Origin of the sequence: Acetilactobacillus jinshanensis (assembly GCF_004359375.1) — a bacterium.
Taxonomy (GTDB): domain Bacteria; phylum Bacillota; class Bacilli; order Lactobacillales; family Lactobacillaceae; genus Acetilactobacillus; species Acetilactobacillus jinshanensis.
Genome location: NZ_CP034726.1, coordinates 770726 through 790534, shown reverse-complemented (window position 1 = coordinate 790534; position 19809 = coordinate 770726). Strand labels below are relative to the sequence as shown.

Genomic DNA, 19809 nt, shown 5'->3' with positions numbered 1-19809 from the left:
CTAAATCCATTGTTAAGAAATTACTGGATATGCTTAATGGAAATTTCGCTAATATAGAGAAGCAATTAACGTTGAATCGTGAAGTGAGGGTGCATACAGCAAGACGATTAATTTCTCTAAGGAAAAATCTTGAATCATATAATAAACAAGTGCATCAAGAATATGAGTTATTATGTAGTACAAATAATGAAAATAGCCGATTAAGCCGATTACATCTAATTACATCTATATAAAGACATTAAGCGAACGGAAATAAGTTTAATTACCTATATAAGTACATGGAGCATAAATGTTAAACAAAACGTTGTAAAAGTGTCGACCGTTAAGAAATGCTTAGGCCCAGTGTTATATCAAGAAGCTATCCTTTTAGATGCTGTATTAAATGACTTACTGATTAGAAAGCATTCTAATTATGTAGATGCATTAAATTGTCAATGGATGTTTAAGAACTGTGCTACACTGATAGGCAAAGGAGGTAATTAATATGTTCTCCAAAAAAGAAATTGAATTATTTCATAAAATTATCCCTGATCAAAAATTTCTTCAATCGAAAGACGGCTTAGATGTAGCCCAAAAAGGCTATGATGAAGCCGCTAAAGAAGCCGACAAATATTGATTAGAAAATCGTAAATTAAGTTAATAATAATTATGAGGCCACGCAAAGATTTAATTTGTGTGGCTTTTCATGTACATTCAACAGTCCCTTCTTAGAAATTGACAATAGATATCATTGATCATGCTTATCTATACTAATAGTCAGAAGAAGGCTTGATCTTGTTGCTAAGAAAAAATGCGTTAATCAAAAAATATAGTTATGGACCCACTAGTAGTTGGTTTTATGCTCGTTTGGGCGTCAATCCCAAAGTATATAATTTAAAGGTGCCTAATCCTCATTACAACGATAATTATCCATATATTAGTTTGAAGGATGAACTAGGTGTATCCCATAAGGTTTTAAATAGTGACGTACATATCTTACCTAGAGTTTAGATTTCCTTTGTGACGAGACCATTGCGGGTGATTCTGTGATGGTCTTTTTGTGTAACTTCTTGATATTTGATATACTAGCATCAATTTATAATTAAGGACATGATTAATCCATCTCTAAAATAAACATGCACGAAATCGAATTAATGAGTCAAGGCTTTGGCAAAGGTATTATTAGTCTTAACGTTCGTTATAATCGACAAATTCTTTTGTCAGCATTTATCTTTGATAAAGATTACCACCAAGCTGTGTAGCATTATCAAAAACGTTTTTACTTTGCTGATCTCTTTAGTCAGAAAAATTATCCACTATTCACCGATGTCGTTAGCGAATTACGCAAATATAAGGTGAATCGTGATGATGCTTACATTAGTTGGCTAGCATCAAAAATAATAAGAAATACGCGCACATTCCTCATAGTGGGGAGACTAATGCCATGTACAACATGGTCGTTAATTATACTAGAGTCATGGGTAATTTCTTTAAAGCTTCTCAGACTAAAGAGTGTGCTGCTGTTACTTGTGGATTAGCTAAGATGGCAGATTATCAGATTAATGATGAAGCACTTCGAATCGAGCAGGAAAAAGAGTGGCAACAACATCAACAGAAATTAGCCGAAGCGAAAGCTAACGCTAGGAAACGCCAAGAAAGTATTATTAATGATGTTCAGTGTGATTTGCTAAAAACGATGATTAATCGTTATATAACTCATCCGCCGAAAGAATTTAAAGATGTTACCGATAGTGATGCTCGTCATCACATATCTGACGTTAAAAAGATAGTAAAATCTTTGAAGCCAGGCATTCGTTTTGACACTTTTAATCAGGATCAATTAGATATAATGATGATGATTTTTCTAATGGAATCTGAACAATTAAAGGGCACTTAGCGCAACTTCAGCAAACGCAGTTAATTGAATTATTTGGTAGTCTTTATGATCGATGTGATATGCAGGATTTGTTTTAAGTAATTTATCTTGAAGCGAACTCATTAAATAGACCTAAACAAATTATACGTAAAAAGGAGCTTCATTCTAATTATTAGAACGAAGCTCCTTTTTATAACGTAGATTCTATAATTAATGTAAATAATTAATGTAAATTTAATTGTGATTATAGTAGTTATAAGGTCACTTAAAGAGGAGCATGCTTCATTACAAAGCGTGTTTTCTTTTACATCTAAAAGTTATAAATTATTTATAATAAAATTTTCATAATTTGTTCTTTATTATTAATTATGGAAATGATATGATAATAGGTGTGTTAGGAGGATCAGAACATGGGCAAGACATTACTCCACAGTGCTTTTAAAGGTGGTTGTGGGAAAACCGCAATTACGGTCATCACAGCTTATCTACTTCGCCACATGGGCAAACGGGTGCTATTAATCGATTTGGATCCGCAAGCTAATTCGAGCGAGATCATGAGCTATACTTATAATAATCATCAGAAGCCTGCCGTAAGTCTATATAATGGCTTGCTTCATTTTGATTTAACGCACAGCATCGTTCACCTCGACCCAAAGATGGACATTATTCCATCGGACTGGTCATTGAGTTTATGGCCTGAAAAGATTGAGAAGTACAACATGCACGATCGAAATTTGATTTTAAAGCACGTTTTAGCACCTTTAAAACCAAAGTATGATTTTATTCTGATCGACGTTCCGCCGACGTTATCAGCCTTCACTAATAACGCTTTGTTAGCTAGTGATTACGTATCATTAGTTCTACAGACTCAGCGTCAGTCATACACTTCCGTCTTAAAGACCGCTCAATATATGTACCAGCTCAAACAGAGTTATCCTAAAGAGGCCAAATACAGTTTATTAGGTGTTATCCTTTATTTAGTGAAGAAACACGCCAAGACTGATCGGGAAATTTCAAACGAAGCTAAAAAATCGTTTGGCAGCGCCGTTTATAAGCACCCGATTTGGCAGCAGGAACGCATCAAAGTCTTTGGTGACGAGGGAATCCATAACAAGGATTACTGGGATCGTCGAGCTTTGAAGATGTACAGAGGTACCGTGAACGAAGAATTAAGTCGAATGAAAGGGGCAAAGTGATGAGTGACGACTTCTTGAAAAAGATGAATCAACAAGCTGATCATCAGATTGGTCATGCAAAGAGTCCCTTTAATCAGAAGAGCGAAGGTAGCCATCCCGTTCAGATCCGGGACAGCATCTATCGTGAAATCAAAAAACGGGCATTTTTCAGTGATCAGAAGATGATCGACGTCGTTGACGCAATGCTGGAATATGCTATTAATTCTAAGCACTTCAAATAAACAAATTTAACCTTCTTAGAGGTTAAAAAAGTCATCGATTTTTGATATACTAGAATGGTAATTAAGTTTGTATTAAACTTAATCCATTGTCGCCGTCGTAAGGCAGCGGCACCAATTAAATAATCCTTCCACAAAGAGAGTTAAGAACTGCGATACATTCTTAACTCTTTTAATTTACCTAAATTAGCTTCAAAAATGTGTGTTTTTGGAGCCGATAAGCCTTAAAATAACAGTGAAAGGGCGGTGACGTGTACTTTGAAAAAGAATTGGAACGGTCGTCAGGTCCGTCACGTTTTAAAGGCGTGGTACAACTTAGATCATCACTTTGATCGATTGACACTGAACGGCCTCAAGTACATGGAACAGTTTTACTTTCGGATGTCCTATCTTTCACCCAAAGAGCAGGCTCTATTGGCTGAACTCTTTTACCATCCGATGGAACAGCAGCCTCGGCTTACGGAAGTCGTTAAAGCTAAGGACCTGGATTATCTAAAGTTTAACTACGCCGTCCATAAGTTGGAAAGAAAACTCATGAAGTATCGCCAATCACCGAACTTATCGAAGTCGATGGTGGGCACCCTGCAGTTTCGGCAGCTCGCTGATGCGTTTCACAGCATCATTAACGTTCTGCAAAAGAAGTTCACGAAGTATCCGCAAATCAAGCGCTTGGATCAAGCTGATGACGAAGACTTTGGGATGTACAAAGAATGGTCTCGCAATAAAGTTGAACGGGTCCTCAGTAGTTGGTGCCGAGTCGTTAAACGACCACCGAAACACCAACAGTGCCAGATTTCATTAGTTCGTCAGCTAATTTTCCGTTTAAGTTACTTGCCAAAGGTCAATTACATGATCTTACGGCAGTATTATTATTATCCAACTCGTCAGCAACAGCGCGCCATTCGCAGCGAGCACTTGGCTCAGGACGATAATATTTATCTGGGAACCTTATTACTTCATCGGCTCCATGGGTTAGAAGCGCTTCGTCAGCCACGTTATTTACCGAAAATGAGTTTTACTGACGATGAACGCTGGCAAATTCATAATGATCGGCAGACGATTCGCGCAATTTTGGACCGCGCTTTCCAACGTTAAAACCTCTAGGTAATCGAATCTAATTTAAGGAGTTATAAATGATGATCAAATTTTTAATCATTGTCTTAATCATCGCTCTAGCCATCTTTTTCGGCTATAAATACTGGTCTAAGATCGAAAAGTTCTTGCGCAAGTACAAATGGGGCGACGCTTTTTTAAGCTGGCTTCACGGTGTGATTTTTGACTTTAAGATGGAAAACCCGGATCGGGTTCCAGAACAGATCACGTGGGTCTTCGTTGCCATTATTATCATTATTGGGGTCGTAACAATCCTGATTGCGAAGAGCTATCAATAACTAATAAAAAATCCCGGTAGTTAATTAATAACTATCGGGATAAAATTAATTTGAATATCTTTAATTCTTATTTAAAGTACTCCTGCACCTTAGCTGAGTTGAACAGGATAATGTTATTCAACTTCTTGCCAGGGATGTACAGATGCTGAGACGTACCCGGCTTAGCGTTACGGTTAAAGGCCTGAACTAGCATGTAGCTCCAGATGACGATTCGGTGATTATGCTTGATTAATTTAACAACGGCAGGATCGCTGCGGTTCGGTCGGCATGGTTTTAAACCGATGATGTCGGGATGAGCCTGATCCTGATAGAAACGAACGGCATCGTACTTCTTAAGGAGTTCGAAGAATTTAGAACCTTTTAAGGTGATTTCGTCGTTGCCATTAACGAACGGGTTGGCTTCACTGTCCTTATCACCACGTTTGAAAATTAATTCGTATGGATAGATTGGTGAATGAACGTTTAACGGGACTAAATCGTTAAGGTTGATCCGGTTGGTCCCGATCATAATTGAACTTTTCTGGCTACGGGCATGATTATAATTTGGATCGACGTGCTTAGCTAAGTGGCGGCCCTTAGGTGTTAAGATCATAATGCGTTTGGAGCCGGTACCAGAATTACGGATCAAGTGTTTCTTACGTAGAACGGCTAACGTAGCGGTCGTACTTGAGTACTTAACGTGAAGCTTCTGTGAAATCTGCTTGTTAGTAAGATGGCAGATTAGATCTTTACCCTGATCCGGTTTCTTCATGTTATGGAAAATTAGAGAGAAGACTTTAGACTGAAGCTTCGGCAACTTATTGGCCATCTGCTGTAACTTGTGACCGTTATCCTTCAGGATTTGAAGCATCTTGTAACCCATCGGAGCTAAAAAGATGATTCGGTTTTCAGTGAAGCCAGCGGTCTTGATGAAACCGGCTTTTTTAAGTCGACCCACGGCAGCGCTAGCGTAGGTATGACTAACCTTTGACTGTCGAGCTAAATCACCGTTACTTAAACGGGTCACGTGGCGATCATCATCGTCATTACTCGATGTATCACTAGCGATGTTACTGAAGATCTTTTGTTGAGCTTTCGGCATTTGGTTCCATATCTTCATAATGTCTGGAGCTTTATGTTTAGGTTGAACTGGTTTAACAATTTTTGGTGCTTTCGGCTTCTTAACTAACGTTGGCTTTGATTTAGTAACTAGCGGCTTAGCTTTATCAGTTAAGGTAATGGCACGGTTACTGGTTTTGCCCTTAACGTTAATTAAACCATGTTTGAAGAGTTTATTAATGGTCTGACTGGCGTAACCAGAAGCCACACCGATCTTATTATGTATATCCTTATTCGTACCTCTAAAGCTGTGGTGGGTTGCCTGCGCTTCAGCGATTAAGTTAACGACTTTTTGTTGAGTTTTTGATAATTTAATGGTTGATTTAGCTTTTTTAGCCTTATGATCAGGATTCTGGGGCTGTTGGTCAACCTGGGAATTGTGTCTCATTAAGGCCTCGTTCATGCTTTTAATGTCCATAAAGTGAATTTCCTTTGTATATTCGATATAAGATTATTTTAAATCTTAATAGCTATGTAATAATTACCACGTAAAAGTGGCTTCAATAGGGATTATATTAGGAATAATGCTTAACTGTCAAGCTATATAGCTCTATCGGTTAATTATAGAGTGGATCACAAACCATCAAAGATTAAATATATCGAGGCTGATCGTCTGTTATAATAATGGTTAGCTAATGAATTAAGGGGTTTTGATTTTATATGAATAAGCATAAAGGACTGGCACGTGGCCTAAAGTCGCGTCACGTTGAATTAATGGCCTTAGGCGGCGCCATCGGTACCGGTCTCTTCTTGGGAGCCGGTCAGTCAATCCATTTTGCTGGACCTTCGTTGATTGTAGCTTATCTGATCGCCGGTCTGGCGTTCTTTTTTCTAATGCGAGCTTTGGGTGAACTATTAATGTCCGATCCCAACTGCAGTTCGTACATCGAATTTATCGGTAAATATCTAGGGCACCGCACCGGTTTTGTTGCTGGCTGGGTCTACTGGTTCTGCTGGATCACGATGGCAATGGCCGATGTAACGGCAACTGGACTGTATATGCAGTTCTGGTTTCCGGGCTTGCCAGCGTGGGTAACCGGATTAATCGTTCTAGCGATTTTATTTTTAATTAATACATCTGACGTTTCAATTTTCGGTGAAGCTGAATTCTGGTTTGCGTTGATTAAGATTGTGGCAATCGTGATTTTGATCATTACTGGGATCGTCTTGGTTCTGTTTGACGTTAAGACCAATGCTGGTCATGCCACACCGATGAATTTAGTTAATCATGGCTTCTTTGCTCATGGGATCAAAGGCTTTATCATGTCATTTCAGATGCTGACATTTAGTTTTACTGGGATCGAAATGATTGGGATGACCGCTTCGGAGACCCAAAATCCAGAGAAAGAATTACCGAAATGCATCAACAGTGTCCCAACCCGTATCCTATTATTTTATGTGGGTTCGTTATTAGCTTTGATGTGCATTTATCCATGGAACCGAATTTCAGCATCGACCAGTCCGTTCGTTCAGGTCTTTTCTAATCTGGGTATTCGTTCTGCTGCGGCCATTATTAACTTCGTGGTCTTAACCGCTGCATTATCATCATGCAACAGTGGGATTTATACAACCAGTCGAATGGTTTTCTCGCTGACTAACCGTAAAACCAAACTCGGCCGCTTCTTTGATTCGTTATCTAAGCATCACGTGCCGATGCATGCTGTGATTTTATCGATCATTGGGATTGCGGCCGCCATTCCGTTGAATTTAATGATTTCAAAGGGTGCCTTTACCTTGATTACCGGGATGTCGACGACTTGTTTCCTATTGATCTGGATCTTGATCGTATTAACTCATCTCCGTTATCGAAAAACTAATTATAAGTTAGGCTCGTTTCGAATTCCGTGGTACCCATTTTCTGATTACTACACGTTAGCATTTATGTTATTCGTGGTTATTGTTTTACTGTTACAGAAGAGCACGTTAATGGCGTTGATGGATTCGTTAATCCTATTAGCGATTTTATACGCTGGTAAATATATTTCGGATTATCTTAAAAATAAGAAGGTGGATTAAATGCTAAGACCATTGGCTTATCGGATGCGACCCCGTAAAATTGAAGACGTGATTGGTCAGCCGCAGTTGATCGGTCCCGGAAAAATTATTACCCGGATGGTGAAGTCACGAGTTTTGTCTAGCATGATCTTATATGGTCCACCGGGTACCGGTAAAACCAGTATTGCGGAAGCGATTGCCGGAAGTACTAAGTACCCGTTTCGCAGTCTAAATGCTGCGAACGATACTAAAAAAGATTTAGAAGCAATGGCCAAATATGCCCATAAGGTTGGCACGATCGTTTTATTTATTGACGAAATTCATCGGATGAATAAATCTGATCAGGACTATTTATTATCATTAACTGAAGATGGTCACGTGATTTTAATCGGTGCCACGACCGAAAATCCGTACCTTAACATTAACCCAGCTATCCGGAGCCGGGTCCAGATCTTTCAGGTCCACCCGTTAACCGCAAAGGATATTAAGGTTGCTGTAGACCGAGCTTTAAAGGATCAGCAGAACGGCCTGGGTAAATATCCGGTTAAGATGGATTCGGATGCGGAAGATTTTCTGTGCCAGCGAGCCAATGGTGACGCTCGGGTGGCTTTAAACGCTTTGGAATTAGCTGTGAAGTCAACCGATAAGGATAAAAATGGTAAAATTCACGTTAAGTTATCCGATATGGAGGAATGTTTGCAGCAGAAAGCTTTTACCGTTGATAAGGGTGGCGATGCCCATTATGATTTGATTTCAGCGATGCAGAAATCGATTCGTGGTAGTGACGTTGACGCAGCTTTGTATTATGTTGCCCGTTTGATCAACGGCGGTGATTTGGATTCAATCTGCCGGCGGTTAAGCGTGATCCCGTATGAAGATATCGGTTTGGCTAATCCTGAAGCTTGCATTTTTACGACCGAAGCGATTCGAGCCGCTTTACACTTAGGTTTACCGGAAGGGCGAATTCCGATTGCTGATGCCGTTATTATCCTGTGTTTATCACAGAAATCGAATAGCGGGATGAACGCTTTAGATCACGCCATTACTAGCATTCGAAAGGGTCATTTGGGACACATTCCGGAAGACTTAAAAGACACCCATTATAAAGGCGCCCACCAATTAGGTCACGGTTTGCATTATAAATATCCCCATGATTATCCGCATGACTGGGTTAAGCAGCAATATTTGCCAACACAGTTAACGAATGAACAGTTTTACCGACCAAAAGCTAATGGTGACGAAGCTAACTTCAAGAAACAGTATTATCGGCTATTGATTGCGGAAGGTAAAACACCGAAGGATAAGACGTGGAAAAAGTGGTTGTTTTAGTCAAATGAAAATAATCAAGATGCAATATATGGTGTAATTTATTAAGTTAACGAAAAAGAGACGTGGTTAATTACTAGTCGCGTCCCTTCGACCTATTCTACTTATGCCAATGATGGATAGAATACACTAATCGTTTAGCAGAATTAACTACTGAACGACAGGCGTCTAAAAACTTTGACAGCATTAATAGATCTGTGGCAACGGCACCCATAAATAGAGCAACCGTTACTAAAAATTCAATAGCGGATAGTCACCGTGGTAAGCCGATTACTTACTGAATGATTAAAGTAGGGCGCTTTAATTAGCGCTTTTCTTTTTGCCATTTTTAAGAAATGAAGAAAATAACATAGCGAAATAAAAAATCCACAGATTTTTACATCTGTGGATTTTTTATTTTTGTTTTGATATTTTTAGGAGTTGATTACCTTAAATTAAAGGGTGTCGATATGAGCTTCCCACTTGATCTGTTCATCAGCAGGTGCAGTTGCGGGACCGTTTTTCTTGAAATCATTGTACCAAGTCTTGCCGCTGTTAATGGTCTTCTTAGTAACTTTACCATCGATCGTTGCGGCATCGGCAACCAAGTATCCGTATTCATACTGTTTATTGTTAACTAAGTTACGATGCTGAGTGTTCTTTAAGGCATCATTGAAGCCAACTTTGAAAGCGTATGATTTGTGACCAAAGTACTTATGGTCTAATTTCTTAATACCTTCATGGTTAGTAGCCATGTCTCTTAAGGCTTTTCGATATTCTTTTTTATTGTAGGCAAATTTGTAATAGTGGTGACCCTTAACGTTGCCGTGATCATCCATGTGTTCACCCACCCATTCGGAGTTCGACTTATGAGCATGATGAGATTTCTTGATTACACGAACAGTCTGTTTTTGATTAACTTTCTTAGCACTTGCTGAGTTACCAACTGATGCTAATGGTAAGATCAATGCTAAGCTTGCGATTACAATTGCGAATTTTTTCATTGCGTTATTCTTAAACATATTATCGATCTCCTTGTGTCACTCGATTACAGTTGTAATAATACTATTACATTTGTAATAAGGCAAGGGGATTTTGAAAAATTTTTAAAATTTGTGAACCCGCCTTGATGGCAAGGCTATAGCCAATACTTTAATGTTAATTGATTAATTTGTAACATTAATCAAATGTCACATTTTGTAATATAGATGTAAAGTAGCTATCCATATGGTAAGTAATTATTTGATTTTGTCGTTGTAGGTTAACTCGGTACTTCAGTACCGAGATGAATAACCGTTAAGTAACGGCTCTTTTCATCAATAATTTAGCACAATAAAACTAGTCTAATTGCTGATATATCAATAAGTATAGACATAATTATGGTATAATATAAATGTAGAAAGAAGGTGTAAAAATGTTAATAATTAAAGGAATTAAAGCTAAATTATATCCTAATCAAAATCAACGGACATGGCTTAATCAACAATTTGGGGATATACGATTTGTATGGAACTATTTCTTGGATATTGAAATACGTAAATGGAACCGAGCTAAGCTCTATAAGATAGCTAAAAAAGCTATTCCAGAGCCGTTAAAATTTCCTCGTAAATATGACTTATACAATCAATTAAAATCATTAAAGAAGAAATATAAATGGCTTACCTATGCAGATAGCCGATCACTTCAATGCGAACTAGGCATCTTATATCAAGCCTATCAGAACTTATTTCAGCATCGTGCTAAAGCGCCAAAATTTAAATCCAAGAACTATTTTAAGCAGTCCTATCGGACTACCAGCATTCCAAAGCAGATTGATAAATATCATGTCCTAAAATTAGCTAAATTAGGATATGTCAAGGTTCGTTTTAATGAGCCATTAGTTGGTGCGATCAAACAGGTTACAGTCACACGTGATTCCACGGGAGATTACTTTGCTAGTTTGACAGTTGAGTATGAAAGCCAAGTACAATTACCGAAGACAAATCGAGCAATCGGAATCGATGTAGGCTTAGATGATCTAGCAATTTTATCGAATGGCATGAAATGGAACTCTAAGTATTACAGCAAAGCGAGCGAAGCTATAAAACATAAATGGCAAATCTTATCGGCGAGGCGTAGACGTGATGCTATTAAGGATATTCGCTATAATCAGCACCTTCAAAAGGAGATGCCTAATCATCATGTTAAGACTCTAGCTGAATATCACAATTACCAAAAAGCCAAGCATGAAGTAGCTAAAATTAACCGTCATATTAAAAATCAACGAGTCAATTACTTACAGTTTTTAACGACATGGATAGTTAGGCATTATGATTTTATAGCAATCGAAGACCTAAAGGTCTCCAATATGCAGCATAATCATAAGTTAGCCAGGGCGGTTGCTTGTGCTTCATGGTATCGGTTTAGAACATTACTGACTTATAAATGTGCCTGGTGTGGCAAATATTTAGAGTTAGTTGATCCAAAGAACACCAGTAGAATTTGCCATACTTGTGGTAAAAATACTGGTGTTAAACCGTTAAATATTCGGAGCTTCATTTGCCCGTATTGTTATACCAAACAAGACAGAGATGTGAATGCTAGTATTAATATACTGCGTTTAGGCTTGGAACAAGCCAAGGCTAACAACTCTACCTCTGTTCAAGATGCGTCTCTACAGTCGTGTATTGAATAAGCACGAGCGTTCCCAAGAACAGGCACCATAAGGTGTCGAGTAGTTCATAATGGATAGGCATAATTAGTTACGTTAAAAATTAGGAAGGCAAATCGAGCTTGATTCATAACAAAGGTTTCAGAAATCTTTTACTCTTAATTTTTTTAATTGGTGCGACGATATCGACAAGTAGCACCGTTTCAGCCAAAAGGATGATTCGAGCTAATCATTATCGGTCACGAATCACTAGAGTTCGTCCAATTAAACAAGTTTCCACCAACCGAATTCACCGGATCCAAATTAATAAGAATAATAAAAGCCGACAGAATATGACGCAACGGCTACGTCATCAGGTTAACACAGGCCACTACAATGTCTTTAAAAATACGTCTTGGAAGAGCTTCAACGTTATTAATAACTCAACCCGGATTAATAGTAGATTACCAAAATTAAAGACGTTTCGAATCTTTCCAAATAGTTATCGTGGCGGTCGGCATCCCCAGAGTTTAAACGTTGATCAAAACGGCCACTATGCCTACATCGGTTTTGATACGTTCAAGAGCGATGGCAGTAAAATTCTTCGGTATAATTTGTATCGGCATCATTTCAGTAAAATGAGCCGAACGTTTCGTGGTGGTCATGCCCAGGCGGTGAGCGATGATCCACATGGTAACCTATGGTTCGTTGATCGAAGTTCAGACGATGAATTAGGCGATCATCAGGGTCCCATTAATAAGGGTTCGTTCGTTGAAGTTTCATCGAAATCATTAAAACCAATTTTTCGGAAATGGTTTAGATTTGGTAATAATTATATGGGTGATAACCTAGCTTTTGCTGGGAAGTATGGTGTCTTCAATGTGTCCCGAATTTCACCCCGTAACGACGTCAATACTCATTATCGGTTACACATGTTAGTGATCTATCACACTAACCAGTTAACCCGTCATGGTAGTCAATGGGAACGCATGCTGGCACTTAGAAATACACCTGGTTTTTATGGAATCCAAGCGGCTGCGTATAATCCACGGAATCAACGCTTATATGTTGCGGCTAATCTGCCGAACGTGATAATTTCAATGCCCGTTGTTAAGATTCTTAACCAATCAATGCGACGCCATGACATAAGAATCGCTAAGATTAAACTCGGCTTGGGTCGAGAAGTCGAAGGCTTGGCGTTCGATCGAAAGGGCTATATGTATCTTCTGTTCGGTACTCCCGGTCAGTTACTGAAGAGTCGACGGCCGATTACGAAATAAAAATTAATTAGTTAATGATAAGATGTGACTTTAAGCTAGGGCCGCATCTTTTTATTTATAATGGGTAGTGTAGACTCTACGATTGAATTTAGAACGGAATTTATTTAGGGATGATATTTGAATGAAACTAACACAGAAAAAATTACAAAAGATAATGGATCGATATTACGAAAATTCTGATAACATTCGGGTTCAAAGTATCGATTCGGGTGATTTAAAGGGCCAAGCCTTCAGCATCCTTTCTCCTTATATGGACACGATGAAGGCTGGCATTGCCTTAACGCTGTATTATAATCAAAAGCAAAACGATTACCTGTTATCAGACGATGGTTACTCGGTCGGCTCGGTCTTGCCGAATGGCTTTAAGAACGATCCCCGTCTGAAAGATTATCTGGAGAGTAGTGTTAAATTCCATCACGTTACGTTTAATCCGAAGTCGCAGGCAATTCAGGTATCGTTTAAAGACATTAAAAAGGTTACTCAAGCTTATCATTATTTAATCCAAACGATTGTCGACTTCCTAGGTGCCTTTAGTTATTCACACATGCAAAGCCCAAAGGAATCGATTCCATCAATCACCAGTAATTACTGGCGGGCACTGACTGATAACTTGGATGCGCATCCAGAAGATGTCGATAAAAGTCTCTTTGACAGTATCAAGGCCGGCCGTGATAACGCAATTAATATTTTAGATAATACCGAAAAATTAATAAAAATGCGGGCTACAATAGCCTACGTTCGCAGTCTACGTGAACAGGTTCGTACCGCTAACGAGATTTTGGTAAGTATTTCTCATAATAAATACGTCCCACGAAAATTCATGGTGAACGCCAAGGAAATCGCTAAGCGCCTTGACGATGATGTAACTAAGTACTCAAAACGGGCTCAAATTGACGGTCCAACTCAATCTGATCAAAATAAATGATCGTGTTATAATACTTTGTGAAGTCAAATTGATTTGACTTGAAAATTCAATATGGGGTAGAACCTAACGCGTTGTTAGTGCCGATACTTATGAATGTGAGGATCGGACAAAGTGGTTAAAAGCCTACGGTGTTAGTGTTCACATTCGCCATTTACAGCTCAATAGTATAAATGACGACAGCTCCAACTTTTAGGAGATGTCTTTTTTTATGGATAATGTAACCAGACCAGAAGACCTACAAAGGGTCATTATGCTAGGAATTTTGATTGCGATTCAACTGATCTTGGGGAAACTCGGGATCGGTTATAAAGTAATCCGGATTGATTTTGCGTTCGTTCCGTTGTTCTTAATGGGCAAGTGGTACGGTCCGTTTTGGGCTGGAATCGCCAGTGGCGTATCAGACGTGATCGGTGCGACCATTATTAACGGAACCGGTTTCTTCCCGCAGTTCACGATTTCTGCGGTCCTTGGTGGTGTCATCACCGGATGGCTCTTCTATCACCATAAGGTGACCTGGCCACGAGTTATCGTGTATCAGTTAGTCATTGCGGTTCTGATCAATCTGATCATGAATACCTACTGGGTATACATGATTAACATGATTCCGATTAAAGTTCTGTTAGTCCCACGTTTAATTAAGGAATTGATTATGACACCAATTCAGATTTTGATTATTCACTGGATTGGGAATGAACATTTGGTTAAACGAATGTCAGAACGATTATTTGGCTAATGGCTGATGTGGCGGTCATTATTAACTATTGGCATTAAATTTCTCAAAATAAAATCATCAAATTGGGATTTACCCTTTGCATTTAGTGGATCTTGCTTTAAAATATATAACTGAAGCCCATAAAAGTGCTGTAATCCAGTACTATGTGGAAAGGGGGCTCAATCATGATTAAATTGCATAAAAACGAATCAATTGAACATGCTTTAAGAAGATTCGATCGTCAAGACCGTCACTTAGGCACCCAAAATGACTATCGCAAGCATCAGGTCTATGTTGGCCCAAGCAAACGTCGTCAGTTAAAGTCGAAGCTTGCTCGTCAGCGTGCTCGTGCTATGAAACGTCGTCAGCGCCGTAATCATCGTCCAAGTTATTACTAATTGAGAAATTAATTTTTTAATAAACAAAAATATTATCGTCAGTAATTTTTACCGGCGATTTTTTATTACCTAAATATTAGTAAAAAGGAAAATATAATAGTTAATAAATCATTAATAACGTTAATAATAAGAACATAATATTGACATTAATCTGCTTATGTTTATACTAAAAGTTGGAAATTGAAATTAACGTTTTTAGGAGTTCCTGCACGATGCGAGATTTAATCGATGCCAAAATGAATTCAATGGATAAACGTTTTGAATCGCTTGCGGTTGTTTTATACATTAGTTTGATCATTTTAATAACGATCCTGGTGTTATTGATAATTAAAACCACCGCGTGAGTTCTAAGCTCGCATTTACGTATGGACGTTTGATAATGAATGAAGTTTAGGCCCCACGGTTATTGAATAGCTGTGAGGATTTTTATTTCTTGTGATTTGGGAGGTATTACAGATGAATATTGCTAATCCAAAGAAAATTGATTGGAACAACTTAGGTTTTACATATATGCGTTTGCCTTATAACTACCGTTGTTACGAAAGATGGTAAATGGGGCAAAGGCAAATTGACATCTGACGATAGTATCAACTTAAACGAATGTGCTACCTGCCTGCATTACGGTCAAGAAACGTTTGAAGGCATGAAAGCCTACCGGACTAAAGATGGTCACATTAACTTATTCCGTCCTGATATGAACGCTAAGCGTTTTTACGACAGCTGTGCTCGTTTACTGATGCCGTCATTCCCGAAAGACCGTTACGTTAAGGCTGTTAAGGAAATGGTCAAAGCTAATGATGACTACGTTCCACCGTATGGTAACGGCGCTACGATGTACATTCGTCCGATCATGTTAGGGATTGCCCCAACCATCGGTGTTCAGCCATCTAGTGAATTCGTCTTTATGATCTTTGGCATTCCGGTTGGCAGTTACACTGCTGGTGCTCAGTTGAGCGCTATTAAATTAGATACCTTACCATACGACCGTGCTGCTCATTATGGTACTGGTGGTGCTAAAGTTGCCGGTAACTATGACGGTAGCTTATTACCGCATAAGATCGCCGTTAAACAGGGTTACACTGATAATTTGTACTTAGACCCGTTGACCCATACCAAGGTTGAAGAAGCCGGGGGTGCCAACTTCTTTGCCATTACTAAAGATGGTAAGACCTTTATCACACCAAAGTCACCATCGATTCTACCAAGTGTTACTAAGTACTCATTACTTTACTTAGTCAAGAACCGCTTACACATGAACGCCGTTCAGGGTGACATTTATCCAAAGGACTTTGGCAAGTATGCTGAAGCTGGACTTTGTGGTACTGCTGCCGTCGTTACCCCAGTTGCTGGAGTTAATTACAAGAATCATTACTATCAGTTCGGTGACGGTAAACCTGGTAAGATCACCGTTAAGTTATACAAGATGCTTAGTGGAATTCAGTTTGGTGACGTTAAGGCACCTAAGGGCTGGATCCAGCGTGTCGAATAATTTTTATAATAAGAATCTTAATTTAACGATGGACTCACTAATTAGTGGGCCTTTTTGTTTCCAAAGAATTATGGAATTAGGATAGTAATTTTACTAATTACACCATAAAATGTAGATGAAAGAAGGGACGGTTCGATGACTGAAAATTTTAAGTGTCATCAATTAAATTTAGGTGACCGAGTATCCTTACAAATGATGAGTAATCATTTGAACTTGACGTCTAGCATTGGAACCAGCGATTTTGCTTTGACCGGGACGATTAAGGCCTTTAAGCAGTTAAAGAACAGCCGAGGCTGGAAACAATTCGTTGACAATGCCGAGATCAAAGCAATCGATTAACGTTAATTAATTATAATAATTAGGAAATGCCATAACCGAAAAATTATGGCATTTTTTGTTTTTTAGCTAGTGAAGCTAGTAACAACGAATTCAACAGGACAAACGTTTACAGGGCCTTAACTTCAATTTAAAGGATCGTTGATGGAATGGGAAGGATTAATAATCGAGGGATAAAGATGGTGCTAGTTACTAATGGCTAGGCATTACGGGTAATTTATGTGCTAAATATTACTAATAAATGTAAACGCTTTCAATAAAGTTTCTTTTTGATATAACGGTTAATGGGGCGTTTAAGTATCGATATTTAATCTGCATAAAAGAAGGCAACAGAATGGCTGAAGTTAAAAACACGTTATACGGTCAATCGGTGATTGCTGACGAAGACTTTACGGCCGATCAGTTGAATTATTTAATTGATTTTGCGATCCGACTAAAAGCTCAAAAGGTCAAGGGAATTTTTCCACCGTACCTTGCTCATAAGAACATTGCGGGGATCTTCATGAAACCGTCGACTCGAACCCGTTCGGCATTTGAAATTGCTGCAGCAGACTGTGGAGCTCATTTTGTTTATTTAGATGCGCAAGGTAGTCACATTAGTACCAGTGAATCGATTATTGATACCGCGAAAGTCTTGGGCGCATTATATGACGGGATCGAATTCCGTGGTTATAAACAACGCGACGTTGAAGATCTGGCTAAGTATTCCGGCGTTCCCGTCTGGAACGGCTTAACGGATACCAATCATCCCACCCAGATGTTAGCTGACTTCATGACTGTTAAAGAAAATTTTGGTCACATTAAAGGGATTAATTTAGCGTATTTAGGTGACGGTTCGGACAACGTTGCCAATAGTCTATTAATCGGCGGTGCCATTTTAGGTGTGAATGTTCGGATCGTTTCGCCGAAGGGTTACCAACCAAAGGCCCATTCCGTTAAGTTAGCCAATCGATTTGCTAAAAAATCAGGTAGCAAAATCATGATCACGGATAACGTTAAGCGGGGTGTTAAGGACGCTAACGTTATTTATACTGATGTCTGGCTCAGCATGGGCGTCCCAGAATCAGAAATTACAAAACGGATTCACACGATGCTTCCTTATCAAGTTAACGAAAAAGTGATGTTGGAGACCGGTCACGCCAGCGACGGTCAATTGATTTTCATGCACTGCCTGCCAAGTTATCACAATATGCAAACGATCAACGCGCAAAAGATATACGAAAAGTATCATCTGGAGCCCTTTGAAGTGACGGACAGTGTCTTTAATAACGCTCGATACGCTCGCCAGTTCCAGGAAGCTGGCAACCGGATGCATTCGATTAAAGCCATGATGATTGCCACGTTGAACCCCAAGAAATTTTAGTCGATATGAATAAGAAGATGATATCATGCTTGATCATTTAATTAACGTTAATTCAGAGATTGGAAAGTTAAAGGTCGTGATGGTGCATCGTCCCGGTAAAGAGATCGAAAACTTCACGCCAGAAATGATGCACCGGATCTTATTTGATGAGACTCCAGATCTGTGGATTGCACAAAAGGAACATGATTATTTTGCGAAAGTCCTCAAGGATCACGGAACTAAAGTCCTATACATAGAACAACTAGCGGCGCAGTCGTTGACCAGTCCTGAAATTAAGAACCGATTCTTGGAGCGGATGCTTAACGAATCGGGTTATCCGAAGGGCACCGTTCACGACGCCCTAAAAGCATACTTATTTCCGATGGCTAGCCAGAAGATGATTAACACTATTATTGCCGGAGTCAGAAAGACCGACGTTGATTTAAAACCGGTCAAACATTCGTTCGACGATGCAGAACACGTTGGCTATCCATTTTATATGGACCCGATGCCGAATTTATACTTTACCCGTGATACTTCAGCATGCATTGGGAATGGTTTGAGTATCAACCGGATGACGTTTCCGGTCCGACGCCGTGAGTCGTTATTTAACGACTTGATTATTAAACACCACCCGTTGTTTAAGTCCCAGCACATCCCGCTTTGGCGGACCCGTAACCATTACCACACCCATATTGAAGGTGGGGATGAAGAAGTCTTAAATAACCACGTCATGGCGATCGGGATTTCACAGCGAACTTCGATTGGTGCCATTAAAGGAATTGCGCTAAGACTGTTTAAGCATAGCCATTTTGACACGATCTTGACGGTTTTGATTCCGCATAATCATGCCTTGATGCACCTGGATACCGTCTTCACTATGATCAACTATGATCAGTTTACGGTTTATCCAGGGATTTTAAAGAATAATGCAATCAGTACCTGGACCATTACTCCCGATGGTAAAGGTGGTTTGCATTATCAATACGACGATAATTTAAAACGGGCTTTGAAACGGGTCTTACACTTGGATGAGATCGATTTAATTATGACTGGGAATGGCGACCCGATTGTGGCGCCACGTGAACAATGGAACGACGGGACAAATACCCTAGCGATTGCGCCCGGCGTGGTCGTCACTTACGACCGAAATTACGTTTCAAATCTAATCTTAGAAAAGCACGGGCTAAATGTTATTACTATTCCATCGAGTGAACTCTCACGTGGGCGTGGCGGTCCACGCTGTATGAGCTGCCCAATCTATCGAGAGGATTTGAAGCAACAATAGTTTTATATCATAAATAACTTTGCCAGAGCGATTATCAAGCAAAATGAAATAAGCCCAATATATTGGATGTTAATTCAGTATATTGGGCCTATTTGTTTATTAAGTTGGAGGCTCATGCGACACTTGATAGGCCGTCATTCAAGACGTTGATCCAATCGTGGCAGTATTTACTCCACTTATCGTGATCATGTTGCTTAATGATGGCATTACACCAGTTCAATTGCTGATGCACAAGTGCCAGCCGGTCATTAGCGTTCTTCATCTTTAACAACTTTTGGTCAAATTGCTGACGACGAAGCGCTAGTGGCTTGAGATCTCTGATGGAATATTCTTTCATCATCAACACCTCCGT

20 protein-coding genes, 1 pseudogene and 1 riboswitch are annotated in these 19809 nt (G+C 39.3%); of the genes and pseudogenes, 18 read left to right on the top strand and 3 right to left on the bottom strand.

The features are described from left to right. The first annotated feature begins 484 nt into the window (after positions 1 to 484). The 7 genes from ELX58_RS08070 (at position 485) to ELX58_RS03615 (ending at position 4660) form a co-directional block, all read left to right on the top strand. Positions 485 to 616: a hypothetical protein gene (locus ELX58_RS08070; RefSeq protein WP_257791766.1), complete on the top strand. Its 132-nt coding sequence runs from the start codon at positions 485 to 487 to the stop codon at positions 614 to 616. A gap of 158 nt (positions 617 to 774) precedes the next feature. After that, positions 775 to 990 (top strand): hypothetical protein, encoded by a 216-nt coding sequence (locus ELX58_RS03640; RefSeq protein WP_133441805.1) that lies wholly within the window; start codon positions 775 to 777, stop codon positions 988 to 990. 370 nt (positions 991 to 1360) lie between these two features. Beyond that, a complete protein-coding gene (locus ELX58_RS03635) occupies positions 1361 to 1876 on the top strand; it encodes a hypothetical protein (RefSeq protein ID WP_133441804.1) in 516 nt (171 codons plus the stop codon). Positions 1877 to 2265: 389 nt separating this feature from the next. Further along, positions 2266 to 3051: a ParA family protein gene (locus tag ELX58_RS03630; protein ID WP_133441803.1), complete on the top strand. Its 786-nt coding sequence runs from the start codon at positions 2266 to 2268 to the stop codon at positions 3049 to 3051. Further along, complete coding sequence (locus tag ELX58_RS03625) at positions 3051 to 3272, top strand: hypothetical protein (RefSeq protein ID WP_133441802.1); 222 nt, start codon at positions 3051 to 3053, stop codon at positions 3270 to 3272. The genes ELX58_RS03630 and ELX58_RS03625 overlap by 1 nt, the downstream gene beginning before the upstream one ends. A 255-nt stretch (positions 3273 to 3527) precedes the next feature. After that, positions 3528 to 4364: a hypothetical protein gene (locus tag ELX58_RS03620; RefSeq protein ID WP_133441801.1), complete on the top strand. Its 837-nt coding sequence runs from the start codon at positions 3528 to 3530 to the stop codon at positions 4362 to 4364. Positions 4365 to 4402: 38 nt separating this feature from the next. Further along, entirely contained in the window at positions 4403 to 4660 is a 258-nt protein-coding gene (locus ELX58_RS03615; RefSeq protein WP_133441800.1) for a hypothetical protein, read from the top strand. A gap of 67 nt (positions 4661 to 4727) precedes the next feature. Here ELX58_RS03615 and ELX58_RS03610 read toward each other — a convergent pair whose 3' ends face one another. Further along, positions 4728 to 6176, bottom strand: coding sequence for a helix-turn-helix domain-containing protein (locus ELX58_RS03610; protein ID WP_133441799.1), 1449 nt, complete (start codon positions 6174 to 6176; stop codon positions 4728 to 4730). A gap of 242 nt (positions 6177 to 6418) precedes the next feature. Here ELX58_RS03610 and ELX58_RS03605 point away from each other — a divergent pair, with 242 nt between their 5' ends. Continuing rightward, positions 6419 to 7774: an amino acid permease gene (locus tag ELX58_RS03605; RefSeq protein WP_133441798.1), complete on the top strand. Its 1356-nt coding sequence runs from the start codon at positions 6419 to 6421 to the stop codon at positions 7772 to 7774. After that, the gene (locus ELX58_RS03600) at positions 7775 to 9082 is read left to right on the top strand and encodes a replication-associated recombination protein A (protein ID WP_133441797.1); all 1308 of its coding nucleotides are present in this window, start codon (positions 7775 to 7777) and stop codon (positions 9080 to 9082) included. A 431-nt stretch (positions 9083 to 9513) separates the two neighbouring features. Here the strand turns inward: ELX58_RS03600 and ELX58_RS03595 are convergent, their stop codons facing one another. Beyond that, positions 9514 to 10080, bottom strand: a complete 567-nt coding sequence (locus ELX58_RS03595; protein WP_133441796.1) for a hypothetical protein — start codon at positions 10078 to 10080, stop codon at positions 9514 to 9516. Positions 10081 to 10472: 392 nt separating this feature from the next. Here ELX58_RS03595 and ELX58_RS03590 point away from each other — a divergent pair, with 392 nt between their 5' ends. The 9 genes and pseudogenes from ELX58_RS03590 to ELX58_RS03550 all read left to right on the top strand — a co-directional run bounded on the left by ELX58_RS03590 (position 10473) and on the right by ELX58_RS03550 (position 19457). Beyond that, entirely contained in the window at positions 10473 to 11732 is a 1260-nt protein-coding gene (locus tag ELX58_RS03590; protein WP_133441795.1) for an RNA-guided endonuclease TnpB family protein, read from the top strand. A gap of 191 nt (positions 11733 to 11923) precedes the next feature. After that, positions 11924 to 12967: a hypothetical protein gene (locus tag ELX58_RS03585; RefSeq protein ID WP_133441794.1), complete on the top strand. Its 1044-nt coding sequence runs from the start codon at positions 11924 to 11926 to the stop codon at positions 12965 to 12967. Positions 12968 to 13088: 121 nt separating this feature from the next. Next, positions 13089 to 13892, top strand: coding sequence for a hypothetical protein (locus ELX58_RS03580; RefSeq protein ID WP_133441793.1), 804 nt, complete (start codon positions 13089 to 13091; stop codon positions 13890 to 13892). Between the two features lie 50 nt (positions 13893 to 13942). Next, positions 13943 to 14044, top strand: a riboswitch (THF riboswitch). A 56-nt stretch (positions 14045 to 14100) separates the two neighbouring features. Next, complete coding sequence (locus ELX58_RS03575) at positions 14101 to 14625, top strand: folate family ECF transporter S component (protein ID WP_162614627.1); 525 nt, start codon at positions 14101 to 14103, stop codon at positions 14623 to 14625. 164 nt (positions 14626 to 14789) lie between these two features. After that, positions 14790 to 15002 (top strand): 30S ribosomal protein S21, encoded by a 213-nt coding sequence (rpsU, locus tag ELX58_RS03570; protein ID WP_133441791.1) that lies wholly within the window; start codon positions 14790 to 14792, stop codon positions 15000 to 15002. A 456-nt stretch (positions 15003 to 15458) separates the two neighbouring features. Beyond that, positions 15459 to 16491 (top strand): annotated as a pseudogene (locus ELX58_RS03565) (branched-chain amino acid aminotransferase). A 135-nt stretch (positions 16492 to 16626) separates the two neighbouring features. After that, a complete protein-coding gene (locus tag ELX58_RS03560) occupies positions 16627 to 16830 on the top strand; it encodes a hypothetical protein (RefSeq protein ID WP_133441790.1) in 204 nt (67 codons plus the stop codon). A 331-nt stretch (positions 16831 to 17161) separates the two neighbouring features. Further along, entirely contained in the window at positions 17162 to 18190 is a 1029-nt protein-coding gene (gene argF, locus ELX58_RS03555; RefSeq protein WP_133441789.1) for an ornithine carbamoyltransferase, read from the top strand. A gap of 25 nt (positions 18191 to 18215) precedes the next feature. Beyond that, on the top strand, positions 18216 to 19457 hold the full coding sequence (locus ELX58_RS03550) for an arginine deiminase (RefSeq protein WP_133441788.1): 1242 nt from the start codon (positions 18216 to 18218) through the stop codon (positions 19455 to 19457). A 112-nt stretch (positions 19458 to 19569) separates the two neighbouring features. On the opposite strand, the gene ELX58_RS03545 is transcribed toward ELX58_RS03550, so the two are convergent. Further along, positions 19570 to 19797 (bottom strand): hypothetical protein, encoded by a 228-nt coding sequence (locus ELX58_RS03545; protein WP_133441787.1) that lies wholly within the window; start codon positions 19795 to 19797, stop codon positions 19570 to 19572. Positions 19798 to 19809: the final 12 nt, after the last annotated feature.

What these genes read in the sequence shown, in the direction of transcription:
- ELX58_RS08070 (WP_257791766.1), top strand. Translation starts at nt 485, where the DNA reads ATGTTCTCCAAAAAAGAAATTGAATTATTTCATAAAATTATCCCTGAT.
- ELX58_RS03630 (WP_133441803.1), top strand. Translation starts at nt 2,266, where the DNA reads ATGGGCAAGACATTACTCCACAGTGCTTTTAAAGGTGGTTGTGGGAAA.
- ELX58_RS03625 (WP_133441802.1), top strand. Translation starts at nt 3,051, where the DNA reads ATGAGTGACGACTTCTTGAAAAAGATGAATCAACAAGCTGATCATCAG.
- ELX58_RS03615 (WP_133441800.1), top strand. Translation starts at nt 4,403, where the DNA reads ATGATGATCAAATTTTTAATCATTGTCTTAATCATCGCTCTAGCCATC.
- ELX58_RS03610 (WP_133441799.1), bottom strand. Translation starts at nt 6,176, where the DNA reads ATGGACATTAAAAGCATGAACGAGGCCTTAATGAGACACAATTCCCAG.
- ELX58_RS03605 (WP_133441798.1), top strand. Translation starts at nt 6,419, where the DNA reads ATGAATAAGCATAAAGGACTGGCACGTGGCCTAAAGTCGCGTCACGTT.
- ELX58_RS03600 (WP_133441797.1), top strand. Translation starts at nt 7,775, where the DNA reads ATGCTAAGACCATTGGCTTATCGGATGCGACCCCGTAAAATTGAAGAC.
- ELX58_RS03595 (WP_133441796.1), bottom strand. Translation starts at nt 10,080, where the DNA reads ATGTTTAAGAATAACGCAATGAAAAAATTCGCAATTGTAATCGCAAGC.
- ELX58_RS03590 (WP_133441795.1), top strand. Translation starts at nt 10,473, where the DNA reads ATGTTAATAATTAAAGGAATTAAAGCTAAATTATATCCTAATCAAAAT.
- ELX58_RS03585 (WP_133441794.1), top strand. Translation starts at nt 11,924, where the DNA reads ATGATTCGAGCTAATCATTATCGGTCACGAATCACTAGAGTTCGTCCA.
- ELX58_RS03580 (WP_133441793.1), top strand. Translation starts at nt 13,089, where the DNA reads ATGAAACTAACACAGAAAAAATTACAAAAGATAATGGATCGATATTAC.
- ELX58_RS03575 (WP_162614627.1), top strand. Translation starts at nt 14,101, where the DNA reads ATGGATAATGTAACCAGACCAGAAGACCTACAAAGGGTCATTATGCTA.
- rpsU (WP_133441791.1), top strand. Translation starts at nt 14,790, where the DNA reads ATGATTAAATTGCATAAAAACGAATCAATTGAACATGCTTTAAGAAGA.
- ELX58_RS03560 (WP_133441790.1), top strand. Translation starts at nt 16,627, where the DNA reads ATGACTGAAAATTTTAAGTGTCATCAATTAAATTTAGGTGACCGAGTA.
- argF (WP_133441789.1), top strand. Translation starts at nt 17,162, where the DNA reads ATGGCTGAAGTTAAAAACACGTTATACGGTCAATCGGTGATTGCTGAC.
- ELX58_RS03550 (WP_133441788.1), top strand. Translation starts at nt 18,216, where the DNA reads ATGCTTGATCATTTAATTAACGTTAATTCAGAGATTGGAAAGTTAAAG.
- ELX58_RS03545 (WP_133441787.1), bottom strand. Translation starts at nt 19,797, where the DNA reads ATGATGAAAGAATATTCCATCAGAGATCTCAAGCCACTAGCGCTTCGT.